This window comes from Kitasatospora sp. NBC_01250, from assembly GCF_036226465.1.
Lineage (GTDB): Bacteria > Actinomycetota > Actinomycetes > Streptomycetales > Streptomycetaceae > Kitasatospora.
Window position 1 is genome coordinate 5,184,985 of record NZ_CP108476.1, and the last position, 14,276, is coordinate 5,199,260.

General features: G+C 74.3%; 12 protein-coding genes. 7 read left to right on the top strand and 5 right to left on the bottom strand.

Annotated elements, in window-relative coordinates; translation table 11 throughout:
• Positions 1-13: 13 nt before the first annotated feature.
• Positions 14-541: a GNAT family N-acetyltransferase gene (locus tag OG500_RS21855; protein ID WP_327068371.1), complete on the bottom strand. Its 528-nt coding sequence runs from the start codon at positions 539-541 to the stop codon at positions 14-16.
• A gap of 9 nt (positions 542-550) precedes the next feature.
• On the bottom strand, positions 551-820 hold the full coding sequence (locus OG500_RS21860) for a hypothetical protein (RefSeq protein WP_327071822.1): 270 nt from the start codon (positions 818-820) through the stop codon (positions 551-553).
• 95 nt (positions 821-915) lie between these two features.
• Here OG500_RS21860 and thpR point away from each other — a divergent pair, with 95 nt between their 5' ends.
• Complete coding sequence (gene thpR / locus OG500_RS21865; RefSeq protein WP_329582667.1) at positions 916-1,488, top strand: RNA 2',3'-cyclic phosphodiesterase; 573 nt, start codon at positions 916-918, stop codon at positions 1,486-1,488.
• Here thpR and OG500_RS21870 read toward each other — a convergent pair.
• A complete protein-coding gene (locus OG500_RS21870) occupies positions 1,475-2,095 on the bottom strand; it encodes a TetR/AcrR family transcriptional regulator (RefSeq protein WP_329582669.1) in 621 nt (206 codons plus the stop codon). The genes thpR and OG500_RS21870 overlap by 14 nt on opposite strands.
• An 80-nt stretch (positions 2,096-2,175) precedes the next feature.
• Here OG500_RS21870 and OG500_RS21875 point away from each other — a divergent pair, with 80 nt between their 5' ends.
• Positions 2,176-2,943, top strand: coding sequence for an SDR family oxidoreductase (locus OG500_RS21875; protein WP_327068375.1), 768 nt, complete (start codon positions 2,176-2,178; stop codon positions 2,941-2,943).
• 186 nt (positions 2,944-3,129) lie between these two features.
• Here the strand turns inward: OG500_RS21875 and serC are convergent, their stop codons facing one another.
• Both serC and OG500_RS21885 read right to left on the bottom strand, forming a co-directional pair.
• On the bottom strand, positions 3,130-4,248 hold the full coding sequence (serC, locus tag OG500_RS21880) for a phosphoserine transaminase (RefSeq protein ID WP_329582672.1): 1,119 nt from the start codon (positions 4,246-4,248) through the stop codon (positions 3,130-3,132).
• 114 nt (positions 4,249-4,362) lie between these two features.
• The gene (locus OG500_RS21885; RefSeq protein WP_327068377.1) at positions 4,363-5,463 is read right to left on the bottom strand and encodes a citrate synthase 2; all 1,101 of its coding nucleotides are present in this window, start codon (positions 5,461-5,463) and stop codon (positions 4,363-4,365) included.
• Between the two features lie 411 nt (positions 5,464-5,874).
• On the opposite strand from OG500_RS21885, the gene pdxH reads away from it, so the two are divergent.
• The 5 genes from pdxH to OG500_RS21910 all read left to right on the top strand — a co-directional run bounded on the left by pdxH (position 5,875) and on the right by OG500_RS21910 (position 14,249).
• Positions 5,875-6,498 (top strand): pyridoxamine 5'-phosphate oxidase, encoded by a 624-nt coding sequence (gene pdxH / locus OG500_RS21890; protein WP_329587661.1) that lies wholly within the window; start codon positions 5,875-5,877, stop codon positions 6,496-6,498.
• A 130-nt stretch (positions 6,499-6,628) separates the two neighbouring features.
• Entirely contained in the window at positions 6,629-10,267 is a 3,639-nt protein-coding gene (gene fxsT / locus OG500_RS21895) for an FxSxx-COOH system tetratricopeptide repeat protein (protein WP_329582677.1), read from the top strand.
• A gap of 355 nt (positions 10,268-10,622) precedes the next feature.
• Positions 10,623-10,808 (top strand): hypothetical protein, encoded by a 186-nt coding sequence (locus tag OG500_RS21900; RefSeq protein ID WP_327068379.1) that lies wholly within the window; start codon positions 10,623-10,625, stop codon positions 10,806-10,808.
• 94 nt (positions 10,809-10,902) lie between these two features.
• Entirely contained in the window at positions 10,903-13,401 is a 2,499-nt protein-coding gene (locus tag OG500_RS21905) for an FxsB family cyclophane-forming radical SAM/SPASM peptide maturase (RefSeq protein ID WP_329582681.1), read from the top strand.
• A gap of 11 nt (positions 13,402-13,412) precedes the next feature.
• A complete protein-coding gene (locus OG500_RS21910) occupies positions 13,413-14,249 on the top strand; it encodes an aminoglycoside N(3)-acetyltransferase (RefSeq protein ID WP_327068381.1) in 837 nt (278 codons plus the stop codon).
• Positions 14,250-14,276 lie beyond the last annotated feature (27 nt).

The window sequence follows — 14,276 nt, forward strand, 5'->3', positions numbered from 1 at the left end:
ACCTGAGCCCTGGTCAGATCCTGATCTCCAGGATCTGGCCGGGCCAGGTGCTGCCGTCGGGGCGCGGGAGGTCGAACGCGAGGCTCTCGGTGAAGCCGAGCGTCTCGTACTGACGCACCAGCGCCCGGTCCTCGCCGCGGAAGCAGTCCACCCGCAGCAGGGTCAGCCCGCGCCGCACCGTCTCCTCGCGCGCGTCCGCGATCAGCGCGGCGCCGATGCCGCTGCCGCTGCGCGTGCGGTCGGTGAGCAGGAACCGGACGTACAGCTCGGGTATGACGGCCGGGGCGACCCGGGCGACGTAGTCGGACAGCTCCTCGGCCAGCACGCAGACGCCGACCACCTGGCCGTCCGCGTCCTCGGCGACCCGCAGCAGGTAGTCGCGGGCGTAGCGGTGCAGGCGCTCGACGTCGGCCGGGCGGTTCGACCAGGGCACCTCGCCCCACTGCTCGGTGATGCCCCGGGCGTTCAGCCAGGCGACCGCCGAGTCGGCCAGGGCGATCATCGCGGGGACGTCTGCGGGGCCACCGTTGCGGATCTTCATCCCCTCTTTCTAGTACCCGGCGCGGACAAGGGGAAGGGCCGGCCCGTCAGCTCGGCTGCAGGCGGTCGGCCAGTCGGCGGCGGTGAACGCGGCCACCAGGGCCTCGCGGCCCTCGGTGAAGTGGGCCCGGCTGTCGAAGTGGGCGGGCACCACCCGGCGGGCATCCAGGATCGCGGCGACCGCACCCGCGCAGCCCGCGCCTACGCGCGACGGCGGGAGGCGGAGGGGGAGTGAGGGGACGGCCCGCGCGCGCTCCTCCTGCGGGCTGGTGGCTGCCATCCTGGGCGGCCTCCGGTGATCTGACAGCTGGTGCTGGCGTGCGAGCGATGGCGTAGCGGTGGGAAGGGCGGGGCGTGCGCCGTGACAATGGGGGCATGAGGCTCTTCGTCGCCGCTCACCCCTCCGTCGACGCCCTCGCCGAGCTGGCTGTCGCCGTCGCTCCGCTGCACGCGCTGCCCGGGGCGGGGCGGCTGCGGTGGACGGGTGAGGAGGGGTGGCACCTCACGCTGGCGTTTCTGGGGTCGGTGGCGGAGGAGCAGCTGCCCGGGCTCCGTGACGGGCTGGCGCAGGCGGCCGCGGGGTACCAGGCGCACCGGCTTCGGCTGGCCGGGGGTGGGCACTTCGGTGACCGGGTGCTGTGGGTGGGGCTGGCCGGGCAGACCTGGGCGTTGCGGTCGCTGGCCCGGGCGGTGACCCAGGTGACGGGCGAAGTGCTGGGCGTGGAGGAGGAGTTCACGTACCACCCGCACCTCACGCTGGCGCGTACCGGGCGCGGTGGCCACCCCGGGCGCGAGGAGCGTGCCGCGCTGCGTGCCGCAGCCGAGCAACTCGTCGAGTTCCAGGGCGTCGAGTGGCCGGTGACGGAGTTTCAGCTGATGCGCAGCGACTTCGGCAGCGGCCGGTCCCGCTACACCACCGTGGACCGCTGGGAGCTCAACTCGGGCTGAGCGGTGGCGGCCAGGCGCGCATGGCCGCCTCGGCGACCAGTTCCAGCTCCGCTCGATCGGCGCCGTCCCTCGCCTGCTGCGACATGCCCTGGATCACCGCGCCGACGAGCCGGGCCAGGGTCGCCGGGTCGCTGGTCGGCGGCTCCTCGCCGGTGGCCACGGCTGCCGCGATCCGCTGTTCGAGGTCCGCGATGTTGGCGGTGCGGATCGTTCGCAGGCTCGCCATCACCTCTTCGTTGCTGCAGTTGGCCGCGGCGCTGATGATCATGCAGCCGTGCGGGTGGCCGGGGGCGGTGTACTCGGCGGCCGTCTCGCGCAGCAGCCGGGCGATGCCGGCGCGCACCGTCGGCTCCTCCTCCAGCGCGCGCAGGCCGAAGGCGCCGTACGCCCTGCCGTAGTCGGCCACCACCTCCTCGAACAGGGCCCGCTTGTCGCCGAAGGCCGCGTACAGGCTGGGTGCCCGGATGCCCATCGCCTCGGTCAGGTCGGCGATCGAGGTGGCCTCGTACCCCTTCTCCCAGAACAGCAGCGTGGCGGCGGCCAGCGCCGCCTCGCGGTCGAAGGACCGGGGACGGCCGCGGGTCGCGCCGGGCTGGGTGCTGGTCATGCCCAGATTCTATATCGCCCGCTACAGAAGTCGTGCTACGTTCCTTTCTATAGCGACCGCTACAGAAAGAGGCGTGGGCGATGAGCAGGCTTTCCGGGAAGACGGCACTGGTGACCGGCGGCAGTCGGGGGATCGGCAAGGGGATCGCGCTGCGGCTGGCCGCCGAGGGTGCGCTGGTCGCGGTGCACTACGGGACCAACGAGGGCGCCGCCAAGGAGACGGTGGCCGGGATCGAGGAGGCCGGCGGCCAGGCGTTCGCCCTCGGGGCCGAGCTGGGCGTGCCGGGCGACGCCGCCGCGCTCTGGGCGGCCTTCGACGAGGGGCTCGCGGCCCACAGCGGCGGCTCGGGCCTGGACATCCTGGTCAACAACGCGGGCGTGGGCCTGTACGGAGTGGTCGGCGAGGTGGCCGAGGCCGACTTCGACCGGGTCTTCGCGGTCAACGCCAAGGCGCCGTACTTCATCGTCCAGCAGGGCCTGGAGCGCCTGCGGGACGGTGGTCGGGTGATCAACATCTCCTCCGGCGTGACCCGGATCGCCTACCCGATCACCAGCGCCTACTCGATGACCAAGGGTGCGATCAACACGCTCACGCTCACCCTGGCCCAGCAGTTGGGCCCGCGCGGGATCACCGTCAACGCGGTGGCCCCCGGCCTGGTCAACACCGACCTGACCGCGGAGCTGCGGGAGCCCGCGGCGCAGGCGCAGGCCGCCGCGTTCTCGGTCTTCAACCGGGTCGGCGAGCCGGCGGACATCGGCGACGCGGTGGCCTTCCTGGCCTCCGACGACGCCCGCTGGGTCACCGGTCAGGTGCTGGATGGCACGGGGGGCTCCCACCTCGGGGTGTGACCCGGGCGGCCGGGTACGCTCGATGCGTGGATCCCAAGACTCGTATGCGTATCGTCTCCGGCGCCCTGGGGCTGCTCCTGGTCGCCGTGCTGATCGGCGCGCTGGTGCAGAAGTGACGCCGGCGCCCGCCCCGTGACGCGCGGAAGGGCCGCCACCGGCGAACGGTGGCGGCCCTTGCGCAGTGGGTCAGAGCTGCTCGACCACGTGGTCGATGCAGGCGGTGAGCGCCTGCACGTCCGCCGGGTCGACCGCCGGGAACATCGCGATCCGCAGCTGGTTGCGGCCCAGCTTGCGGTACGGCTCGGTGTCCACGATGCCGTTGGCCCGCAGCACCTTGGCCACCGCGGCGGCGTCCACCGAGTCGTCGAAGTCGATGGTGCCGACCACCTGCGAGCGCTGCTCGGGCACGGCGACGAACGGCTGCGCGAAGGCGGACTTCTCGGCCCAGCCGTACAGGTGGGCCGCGGATTCAGCCGTACGGGTGACGGCCCAGTCGAGGCCGCCGTTGCCGTTCAGCCACTCCAGCTGGTCGGCCAGCAGGAAGAGCGTGGCGATCGCGGGGGTGTTGTACGTCTGGTCCTTCGAGGAGTTGTCGATCGCGGTCGGCAGGTCGAAGAACGGCGGGACGTAGCGCCCGGAGCCGGCGATCTCGGCGGCCCGCTCCAGCGCGGCCGGCGAGAAGGCGGCCAGCCAGAGCCCGCCCTCGGAGGCGAAGGACTTCTGCGGCGCGAAGTAGTAGACGTCGGTCTCGGTGATCTCCACCGGCAGGCCGCCGGCGCCCGAGGTGGCGTCCACCAGGACCAGCGAGCCCGCGTCGGCGCCCGCCGGGCGGCGGATCGGCATCGCGACACCGGTGGAGGTCTCGTTGTGGGTGAGCGCGTAGACGTCGACCCCGGCCTCGGCGCTGGGCAGCGGGTGGGTGCCGGGCTCGCTCTTGATCACGCTCGGGTCGTCCAGCCACGGCACGGCCTTGACCGAGGCGGCGAACTTCGAGGAGAACTCGCCGAAGTGCAGGTGCTGCGACTTCTGGCGCACCAGCCCGAGGGCCGCGATGTCCCAGAAGGCGGTGGACCCGCCGTTGCCGAGCACCACCTGGTAGCCGTCGGGAAGCGAGAAGAGGCTGCTCACGCCGGCCCGCACGCGCTTGACCAGGTCCTTGACCGGAGCCTGGCGGTGCGAGGTGCCGAGCAGCGAGGTACCGGTGGCGGCGAGGGCACTGAGGGCCTCGGGGCGCACCTTGGACGGGCCGCAGCCGAAACGGCCGTCGGCGGGCTTGAGGTCAGCGGGGATCTGAATGTGGGCCACGGGCGCAGCCTACTGTGCCCGCTGCCGGGATTTCGCCCGTTGTCCGGCCGCTGAGATGGAGGACTCAGCGGCCGGCGGGCGGAGTCGAACTGACCTGCTGTCAGCTCTCGGGCGTCAGTGCGCGATCGACTCGAAGCCCTCGATCTCCTGCGGGCCGCGCGGGCCGGGGCCGATGTAGCGGGCGGCCGGACGCACCAGGCGGCCGGTGCGCTTCTGCTCCAGGATGTGCGCCGACCAGCCGGCGGTGCGGGCACAGGTGAACATCGAGGTGAACATGTGCGCCGGGACCTCGGCGAAGTCCAGCATGATGGCGGCCCAGAACTCCACGTTGGTGGCCAGCACCCGGTCCGGGCGGCGGTTGTGCAGCTCCTCCAGCGCGGCCTTCTCCAGCGCCTCGGCGACCTCGAAGCGCGGGGCGCCGAGCTCCTTGGCGGTGCGGCGCAGCACGCGGGCGCGCGGGTCCTCGGCGCGGTAGACGCGGTGGCCGAAGCCCATCAGGCGCTCGCCCTTGTCCAGCGCGTTCTTGACCCAGGCGGCGGCGTCGCCGGTGCGCTCGATCTCCTCGATCATGCCCAGCACGCGCGAGGGGGCACCGCCGTGCAGCGGGCCCGACATCGCGCCGACCGCGCCGGAGAGCGCCGCGGCCACGTCGGCGCCGGTGGAGGCGATCACCCGGGCGGTGAAGGTGGAGGCGTTCATGCCGTGCTCGGCGGCCGAGGTCCAGTAGGCGTCGATCGCCTTGACGTGCTTGGGGTCCGGCTCGCCGCGCCAGCGGATCATGAACCGCTCGACGACCGTCTCGGCCTTGTCGATCTCGCTCTGCGGGACCATCGGCAGGCCCTGGCCGCGGGCCGACTGGGCCACGTAGGACAGCGCCATCACGGCGGCCCGGGCGAGGTCGTCGCGGGCCTGCTCGGCGGAGATGTCGAGCAGCGGCTTGAGGCCCCAGACCGGCGCGAGCATGGCCAGCGCGGACTGCACGTCGACCCGGATGTCGCCGGAGTGCACCGGGATCGGGAACGGCTCGGCGGAGGGCAGGCCCGGGTTGAACTTCCCGTCCACCAGCAGGCCCCAGACGTTCCCGAAGGAGACGTGACCGACCAGGTCGTCGATGTCGACGCCGCGGTAGCGCAGCGCACCGCCCTCGCGGTCCGGCTCGGCGATCTCGCTCTCGAAAGCGACGACTCCCTCAAGCCCGGGTACGAAATCGGACATCACGCGGCTCCTCAGTGACGTGACTGGCCCTGCGCCGTGGTGGGGCGGCGGGCCGGCGACCGTTTGGTGTTTGGCACTCGGTGCCAGGGTGGCAGGCACTGGGTGCATTGCGCCATACACCACTGCGGTGATGTTTCCCCAGTGGCCGCCCGATTTCCTGTCGGAACCGGTATGTCTCCGGGATCTTCCATGGCAAACCGGTTCGAACCGGGCAATCCGCGGGATCGTGCGGACCGCCGGGGGCCGCACGGGACCGCCAGGGGCGAGCGATGGCGAGCCACCATATCTCTCGATGTCGAGATTCCATAGGCGGCGCATGGTCCGCTGCTTGTCGTACGGGATGATGTTGACGTGCAGACCCCGGAACGCGCCCAGCCCGCGCACCAGACATCCGTCCCCGATCTCGCCCGGATGCGCCGTCAGTACGCCGAGGAGGGCCTGGCCGAGCACGAGTTGGCCCCCGATCCGGTGGCCCAGTTCGTCCGCTGGTTCGAGCAGGCCGAGCAGGCCGGGCTGGTGGAGCCCAACGCCATGGTGGTCTCCACCGCCGACGCCGAGGGGCGCCCCAGCGCGCGCACCGTGCTGCTCAAGGGAGTGGACGAGCGCGGCTTCGTCTTCTTCACCAACTACGGCTCCCGCAAGGGCACCGAGCTGGCCGCCAACCCCAACGCCGCGCTGCTCTTCCCCTGGCACCAGATCGACCGTCAGGTGATCGTCACCGGCGGCGTCGAGCGCACCGGCCGGGACGAGACCGCCGCCTACTTCCGCACCCGCCCGCACGGCTCGCAACTGGGCGCCTGGGCCAGCGAGCAGTCCAGCCCGGTGGCCTCGCGCGAGGTGCTGGAGCAGCGCTTCGCCGAGCTCGCCTCGCGCTACCCCGAGGGCGAGGGGGTGCCGGTGCCGCCCTTCTGGGGCGGGTACCGGGTGATCCCGCGCTCGGTCGAGTTCTGGCAGGGCCGCCCCAACCGGCTGCACGACCGGCTGCGGTACACGGCGGGGCCGGACGGCTGGACGGTGGAGCGGCTCTGCCCGTAGTAACGGGTCGGTCCACCGCTCGGCGCCGCCGGGCGCGACGGCGCGTAGAGGCTTGCCCAGCGCGGGAATTGCTCCATCCGCCCCCTTCGGAAACGGCGCGCGCCGGTCCACACTGAGTGGACGACGGACGGTGGGGGCGCGGGTGGAGGCGTACTTCTTTCTGAGCTACGCGCGGGCGGACGACAGTCCGCTGATCGCGGCCTTCTACCGCGACCTGGGCGCCCGGCTGCTCGCGCGGGACCCGGCCGCCGCCGGGCTGCCCCCCTTCCGGGACGTCGAGCAGATCCGGCTCGGCGCGGACTGGGAGCGGGCGCTGGCCGACGCGGTCGCGGGCTGTCGCGCGATGGTGGCCCTCTACTCGCCCGGCTACTTCGCCAGCTCCTACTGCGGCAAGGAGTGGACCGCCTTCCACTCCAGGGTGGTCGCGTTCCGCGCGGAGACCGGCTGGGACCCCCGAGCGCTGGTCCCGGTGCTCTGGCGGCCGGTGGCCGGGGCGCTGCCCGGGCCGGTGGCGGAACTCCAGTACAGCGAACCGGCCATGGGCGAGCGCTACCCGCGGGTCGGGCTGCGCTCGCTGCTGGCGGAGGAGCCACCGGGGCCGGAGTACCACCAGGTGCTCGACGTGCTGACCGACCGGATCGCGCTCGCGGCCGGGCGGGCCCGGCTGCCCGGGCTGCCGGGACTGGACCTCGGCTCGTTCGTCGGGGCCTTCCCCGTCGCGGCGCCCGAGCCGCCGCCGGTCCACCTCAGCTACGCCCCGGCCGGCCGGCTGTGGGCCGAGTGGGCGGCCGCCGAGCTCGCCGCGGCGGGCCGGCCCGCCGCCCTGCACGGCCTCGGGACGGCCGGCGCCGACCAGGCGCTGCAGGAGGCGCTGGACGGCCGGGGCCGGGTGCTGGCGCTGCTGTCGCCCGACTATCCGCGCCATCCGGCGGCGGCCGGGCTGTGGAGCGCGCTGGCCGGGCACGCGTGGGCCCCCGGGCGCCCCACGCTGCTGTCCGTCCGGGTCGGTGAGTCCACCGACCCGCTGCCCGCGCCCTTCGGCGACCAGGTGCCGGGCGAGCAGCTCGCGGCCGACGCGACGGTGGCCGCAGCTCAACTGGCCGCCCTGGCGGGGGAGCCGGTGGCCGCGGGCGGTGCCCCCGTCACCGCCCGGCCCGCGCGCGGACCGCGCCCGCGCTTCCCCGGGGAGCGCCCCGCGGTCTTCGACGCACCGGTGCCCACCTCGAACTTCACCGGGCGGGACGAGGTGCTGGAGTCGCTGCGCGCCGGGTTCCTGGCGCCGGGCGGGCCGGCCGTCCAGGTGCTGCAGGGCATGGGCGGGGTCGGCAAGACCCAGACGGCGGCCGAGTACGCCCGGCGGTACGCGGCGGGGTACGACGTGGTCTGGTGGATCGCGGCCGAGCAGCCGGAGTTCATCGCCCCGCGGCTGGCCCAGCTGGCCCCGCGGCTCGGCCTGACCGCCACCGACGACAGCGCCGACACCGCGGCCCAGGTGCTGGAGGCGCTGCGCGCCGGGCGGCCGCACCCGCGCTGGCTGCTGATCCTGGACAACGCCGGCGACCCGGCCGAGCTGCGCGGCCGGCTCCCCGACCCGCCGCCCGGCGGCCACCTGCTGATCACCTCGCGCGACGCGGCCTGGGCCCGCCGCGACCGGGTGCTCGAACTCGGCGTCCTGCGCCGGGCGGAGAGCCTGCAGCTGCTGGAGCGGCTGAACCCGGAACTGCCGGTGGCGGCCGCCGCGAAGCTGGCCGCCGCGCTGGGCGACCTGCCGCTGGCCATCGTCCCGGCGGCGGCCTGGCTGCGGGAGACGGGCATGCCGGTCGCCGAATACCTGGAGCTGCTCGCGGCCACGGCCACCGAACTGCTGGAGCGCAGCTGGCTGCCGGACGGGGACTACCCGCACTCGGCCGCCGCGAGCTGGCTGCTCTCGCTGGCCGAGCTGCGGCGCGTCAACCCGGCGGCCGCCGAGCTGCTGGAGCTCTGCGTCCACTTCGGGCCCGAGCCGATCCCCACCCGGCTGCTCTTCGCACCGCTGCCGGGCACGCCGGTCACCGGACCGGGCCTGGCGGGTGGCCCGGGCCCGGGTGCGGGCGGCGCGGCGGCAGGCAGCACGGCGGACGGCTCGGCGGTGGACGCCTGGGCGGGGGAGGGCAGGGCGGTGGACGCCCGGCTGGCGGTCGGCGAGCTGATCAAGGCGATCCACCGCAGCGGGCTGGCCCGGGCGGGCGGCGGCACCGAGACGCTCACGGTGCACCGGCTGGTCCAGGGGGTGATCCGGGAGCAGGTCGGGCCGGAGCGCCGGGAGCAGCTGCGCGGCACGGTGCAGCGGCTGCTCGCCGGAGCGGAGCGACCGGCGCCGGGTCTGGTCAACGGCTGGCCCGTCTACCAGGAGCTGCTGCCCCACCTGGGGCCGAGCGGTGCGGCACACAGCACCGACCCCGCGGTGCGGGACTGGCTGATCGACTCGGTGCGCTACCTCTACCAGCGCGGGCTCAGCCAGGAGGCGTGCGACCTGGCCGAGCGCATCCTCGCGTGCTGGTCGGAGCGGGACGCGGAGCCGGGCACGCAGAGCGCCGTCCAGGTGCCCCAGCTGCGCCGGCAGTACGCCAACACGCTGCGCGTCCTCGGGCGCTACCGCGAGTGCTACGCCATCGACAAGGAGGTGTTCGCCCAGCTGACCCGGGAGCTGGGCGACGGCCACCCGCACAGCCTGTCCGCCGCCAACAGCCTGGGCGCGGACCTGCGCTGCCTGGGCCGGTTCGCCGAGGCGTGCGAGCTGGACCGCACCACCCTGCGCCGGGCCGAGCGGGAGCTGGCACCGGGCGATCCGCAGCGGCTGCTCTGCGCCAACAACCTCGCCGTCGCGCTCTACGCGGTGGGTGACCGGGTGGCCTCACTCGGCCTGCACGAGCGCACCTGGCGGCAGCGGGTCCGGTCGGCGCCGGCCGATCCGACCACCCTGTCCTCCGCGATCTGCGTCGCCCAGTCGCTGCGCGAGGCGGGCCGCCCGGCGCAGGCGCTCCGGGTGGCCGAGGAGGCCGCGCGCGACTGCCGGGACCTGCTCGGGGAGCGGCACCCGCGGACCCTGCTGGCCCGGGACGGCCTGGCCGCGACCTACTACCGCCTTGGCCGGTTCGCCGAAGCCGAGAAGCTGGCCGAACCGGTCCACCGGAGTACCGAGGAGGTGCTCGGGGCGGGCAGCCACGAGGCGCTGGGCGCCGCCGCGCTGTTGGCCGCCGTCCGGCACGCGCTGGGCGAGCACGTCCGGGCGGTGGCCGTCGGCGAGCGGGCCTACCGCGAGGGCCGGGCCCGGTTCGGCGGCCGGCACCCGCTGACCGTGCTGCTGGCCGGGAACCTGGCGCCCCAACTGCGGGCCGCCGGGCGCACCGAGGAGGCGGCGGTGCTGGCCCGCGAGGCGGCCGAGCGGTTCGAGGCCGCCATGGGTCCGGACCACTGCGACCTGGGCGCGCTGCTGGTGAACCGGGCCACCGATCAGGCCGTCGGCGACCCGGCGCAGGCGGTCCGCACCGGCACCCGGGCGCTGGAACTGCTGACCGCGACGGTCGGCACGGCGCATCACCACGCGCTGGCGGCCGGCTCCAACCTGGCGCTCGACCTGGCCGCGGTCGGCGAGCGCGGGCCGGCCGAGGAATTGGCGGGGCGCTGTGCGGACCTGGCGCGCACGGCGCTGGGGGAGGGCCACGCGCTCACCCGCGCGGTGGTCGTCCGCAAGCGGCTCGATGTCCAGGTCGAGTTGTACCTGCTCTGAGGCTGTATCCGCCATTCGGATGTATCCCCGGGCCGGTTGGGTAGGCGGTCCGTCCACATGGCGGACACGGCGTCGACGCGCGGTGAAGATCGCTACGTCGAATGGCGGAACGGCCGATCACCGCAACGGGTGAACTCGATCACGAGGGTGTCCCAAATCTGGGTGGTGAGCTGGGAGTCCGGGCAGATCGTGCCGGTCCGAACGACCGGGGGCCCGGAATCGTCTCCGGCGCTGACTGGAAATAGGCTGGCCAGACACTAGGTTGGTGCCAGGGCCACTGTGGGACACTCCCCAGCGCCCTACTACCCCCGTTCGGCACGGTTCAACCGTGCCAGGTCCGGAAGGATCGTCAAGTATGCACACCATGCTGGAAGTCGCGGGAACCACGTCCGGCAAGCCACTCGCGTCGCAGGGCGGGCGCCCCTCGCTCGCGGAGCTGTCGACCCAGGACACCGATGTGCTGCTCGCCTCGCTCTACCGGTCGCTGCCGGTCCTCGACGGCGAGCCGGAGGTCGAGAAGGGCTTCAACTCCTCGATCTGAAGGGCGCGCGGAGATGACGCCCGGTTGACAGCTCCGCCCTGCCGGTACTGCAGTTGTTCTGGCGGAGTGTCATCTCTCAACAGCAGGAAGTCACATGACGCACCAGCTGGTGCCATTCTCACAGTTCGTACTGAAGGTTCACAGTCGCTGCGACCTGGCCTGTGACCACTGCTACGTCTATGAGCACGCCGACACCAGCTGGCGCGGCAGACCACGGGCGATCACGGGGGTGGTCCTCGACCGGGTGGCCGAACGGATCGCGGAGCACGCGACCGAGCACCGGCTGCCGGCCGTTCACGTGGTGTTGCACGGGGGTGAACCCCTGCTGGCCGGCCCGCGAGTGCTGCGCCGGGCCGCCGAGCGGCTCCGTGCCGCGCTGCCCGCCGGCTGTGCGCTGGACCTGCGCATCCACACCAACGGGGTGCGGCTGGACCGCGCGTTCTGCGAACTCTTCGACGAGCTGGACATCAAGGTCGGGATCTCGCTGGACGGCGACGCGGCGGCCAACGACCGCCACCGCCGGTTCGCCGACGGCCGCAGCAGCCACGCCCAGGTGCTCGCCGCCGTCGAGCTGCTGCGCCGCCCGGAGTTCCGCCATCTGTACGCGGGCCTGCTCTGCACGATCGACGTGGAGAACGACCCGGTCGCGGTCTACGAGGCGCTGCGCGCGCTGGAGCCCCCGCGCATCGACTTCCTGCTCCCGCACGCGACCTGGGACCAGCCGCCGAAGCGCCCTGCCGAGCTGGGAGAACACCCCTACGCGAAATGGCTGCTGACGATCCATCGGCGCTGGGAGCAGCAGGGCCGGCCGGTCCCGGTGCGCACCTTCGACTCGGTGTACCGCACGCTCCGCGGCCGGGCCAGCCTGACCGAGGCACTCGGACTCGATCCGGCCGATCTGGTGGTGATCGAGACGGACGGCACGTTCGAGCAGGCCGACAGTCTGAAAACGGCCTATGACGGTGCACCGGCGACCGGTTTCGACGTTTTCGCGAACAGCCTGGACGAAGTGGCCCGGCACCCGGGGATGATGGCCCGGCAGTCGGGACTGGCCGGGCTGACCGCGACCTGCCGGGCCTGCCCGGTGGTCCGCAGTTGCGGCGGCGGTCTCTACGCGCACCGCTGGCGCACCGGCGCCGGCTTCGACAACCCTTCCGTCTTCTGCGGAGACCTCATGCGCCTGATCACCACCATCCGGGACCGGATCGCCCCGGCCCGACCCGCGGCCTGCGCGGTCCCTGACCCTGTCAGCCCGGACCCCGGCGCCCCGGCGGCCGGCCCGGGCCCGGAGCAGCTCGCTCAACTGGCCCGCGGCCACGGGGACGCGGCCACCGTCGCGGCGCTGGCCGCCGGGCAGCTGGACCTGACCCGGCGGCTGCTGGCGGCGGTCGGCCCGGCGGTGGGGGAGTCCTGGCAGGCGCTCGCCGAGCTGGACGCAACGGCGCCCGCGGCGGTGGACGCGGTGCTCGCCCACCCGTACGTCCGCGGCTGGGCGGTGGGCCGGCTGCGCGCGGAGGCGGGCGAGCCGCAGGCCGAGCCGGACACGCTGGCCGAGATCGCAGCGGCCGCACTGATCCGGGCACGACTGGCGGCCGAGCTGCCGGTCCCGGTCCGCGGCGGTGCGATCCAGCTGCCCACCCTGGGCCGGGTGCTGGTCGGCGGCTCGGGGCAGGCCGTGGTGCGCAGCGGGGCCGACGGCTTCACCGTGCGCACCGCGGGCGGGGTGGAGCGGGTGATCGGCTTCGACCAGCCCGCCGACCGGAGCTGGCTGCCGGTGCGACGGCTCGGCCTGCTCGGCGGCTGGTCGGTGGCGCTGGAGGACACCGACCCGCAGCGGGACCGCCACCGGTGGCCGGCCGAAGCGCGCCTGACCGAAGCCGAGCTGGGCGACTGGACCGGTGCCCTGCGCGAGGCCTGGGAACTGCTGCTGCGCGAACTGCCGCAGTACGCCGCCGGGATCGGCGCCGGGCTGACCACCCTTACCCCCCTGCGCCCGGGCCCGCCAGGCCGGGAGCTCGGCGGCGCCGACCGGCAGGCCTTCGGCGCCGTCGCGATCGCCCGCCCGCGCACCGCGCCGGCCCTGGCCCGGCTGCTCGTGCACGGGTTCCAGCTGGTCAAGCTGGGTGGGGTGCTGGACTTCCACGACCTGTACGACCGGGCGGACCGGCGCGGCTACCGGGCTCCCTGGCAGGAGGAGCCGCGCCCGCTGGCCGACCTGTTCCAGGAGGCCTACGCCGAGCTGGCCGTGACCGAGTTCTGGGGCAGCCGGGCGCGCGCCTACCACGGGGTGGGCGGCGAGGCTGCCGAGCACGCGCGCGCGCAGTTCGGGCGCCGACGCGGGGAGACCGAGCAGGCGCTCGACGCCCTGCTCGGCTCGGGCTCGCTCACCGCGCTCGGCGAGCGGTTCGCGGTGGGCCTGCGGGAGTCGCTGGAGCCCTGCCTGGCGATGCCGCTGGGGGCGCCGGCCGTGCCGGCGGACCGGTCCGTAGGTGACGCAGCCGCCGCTCCGGCCGACCGCGCTGTGCCGGCCGACCACCACGCGCCCGCCGACAGCCCTGCCCCCGCCGATCACTCCGCTCCCGCCGGACGCTGAGGAGGCCCGCCGTGCTGACCGTCCCCGAGCTCACCGACCAGCTGCGCCGGCTCGGCCTGTCGCCGCGCTGCGGGCCGGTGCTGGTGCACGCCGCGCTGCGCTCGCTCGGCCCGGTGGAGGGCGGCTCGGCCGGCGTGGTCACCGCTTTGAGCACCGCGCTGCGCGGCGCGCTCGGCCCGGAGGGCACGCTGCTGGCCTTCACCGCGACCCCGGAGAACTCCGAGACCTCCCGGCTCGACGCGGCCGTCACCGCCGGGCTGAGCCGGGCGGAGCTGCTGGCCTACCGCCGCGCGATGGCGCCCTTCGACCCGGCGACCACCCCGAGTTCGCCGACCATGGGGCGGCTCTCCGAGGAGCTGCGCACCACGCCCGGCGCGCTGCGCAGCACGCATCCGCAGACCTCGTTCGCTGCGCTCGGACCACGGGCCGCCGAGCTGACCGCCGACCACCGGCTCGACTGCCACCTCGGCGAGTACTCGCCGCTCGGGGCGCTCTACCGGGCGGGCGGCTCGGTGCTGATGCTGGGCGCCTCGCCGGAGCGCTGCACCGCCCTGCAGCTGGCCGAGTACCGGGTGCCCGACGCTCCGGTGAAGCGCTACGGCTGCATGGTCCGCGACGCCGCCGGGCGCCCGGCCTGGGTGCGGTTCGACGGGCTCGACCTGGACGACCAGTACTTCCCGCAGATGCTGGCCGCGATCCGGCCGCGGCTGACCGGGGCGCGGGAGGGCCGGATCGGCGGCGCCGAGTGCCTGCTGATGCCCGTGGTGCAGGCGGTCGACGCGGCGCGGTGGTGGCACCTGCGGCAGCGGGCGACGGTTGTGGCTGATCCGATTCGGGCAAACCGCTGACACCACCAGCTTGACTGACGCATGATC

Coding starts and splice junctions, on each gene's coding strand:
- OG500_RS21855 (WP_327068371.1), bottom strand. CDS start 541: ATGAAGATCCGCAACGGTGGCCCCGCAGACGTCCCCGCGATGATCGCC.
- OG500_RS21860 (WP_327071822.1), bottom strand. CDS start 820: ATGGCAGCCACCAGCCCGCAGGAGGAGCGCGCGCGGGCCGTCCCCTCA.
- thpR (WP_329582667.1), top strand. CDS start 916: ATGAGGCTCTTCGTCGCCGCTCACCCCTCCGTCGACGCCCTCGCCGAG.
- OG500_RS21870 (WP_329582669.1), bottom strand. CDS start 2,095: ATGACCAGCACCCAGCCCGGCGCGACCCGCGGCCGTCCCCGGTCCTTC.
- OG500_RS21875 (WP_327068375.1), top strand. CDS start 2,176: ATGAGCAGGCTTTCCGGGAAGACGGCACTGGTGACCGGCGGCAGTCGG.
- OG500_RS21885 (WP_327068377.1), bottom strand. CDS start 5,463: ATGTCCGATTTCGTACCCGGGCTTGAGGGAGTCGTCGCTTTCGAGAGC.
- pdxH (WP_329587661.1), top strand. CDS start 5,875: ATGCGCCGTCAGTACGCCGAGGAGGGCCTGGCCGAGCACGAGTTGGCC.
- OG500_RS21900 (WP_327068379.1), top strand. CDS start 10,623: ATGCACACCATGCTGGAAGTCGCGGGAACCACGTCCGGCAAGCCACTC.
- OG500_RS21905 (WP_329582681.1), top strand. CDS start 10,903: ATGACGCACCAGCTGGTGCCATTCTCACAGTTCGTACTGAAGGTTCAC.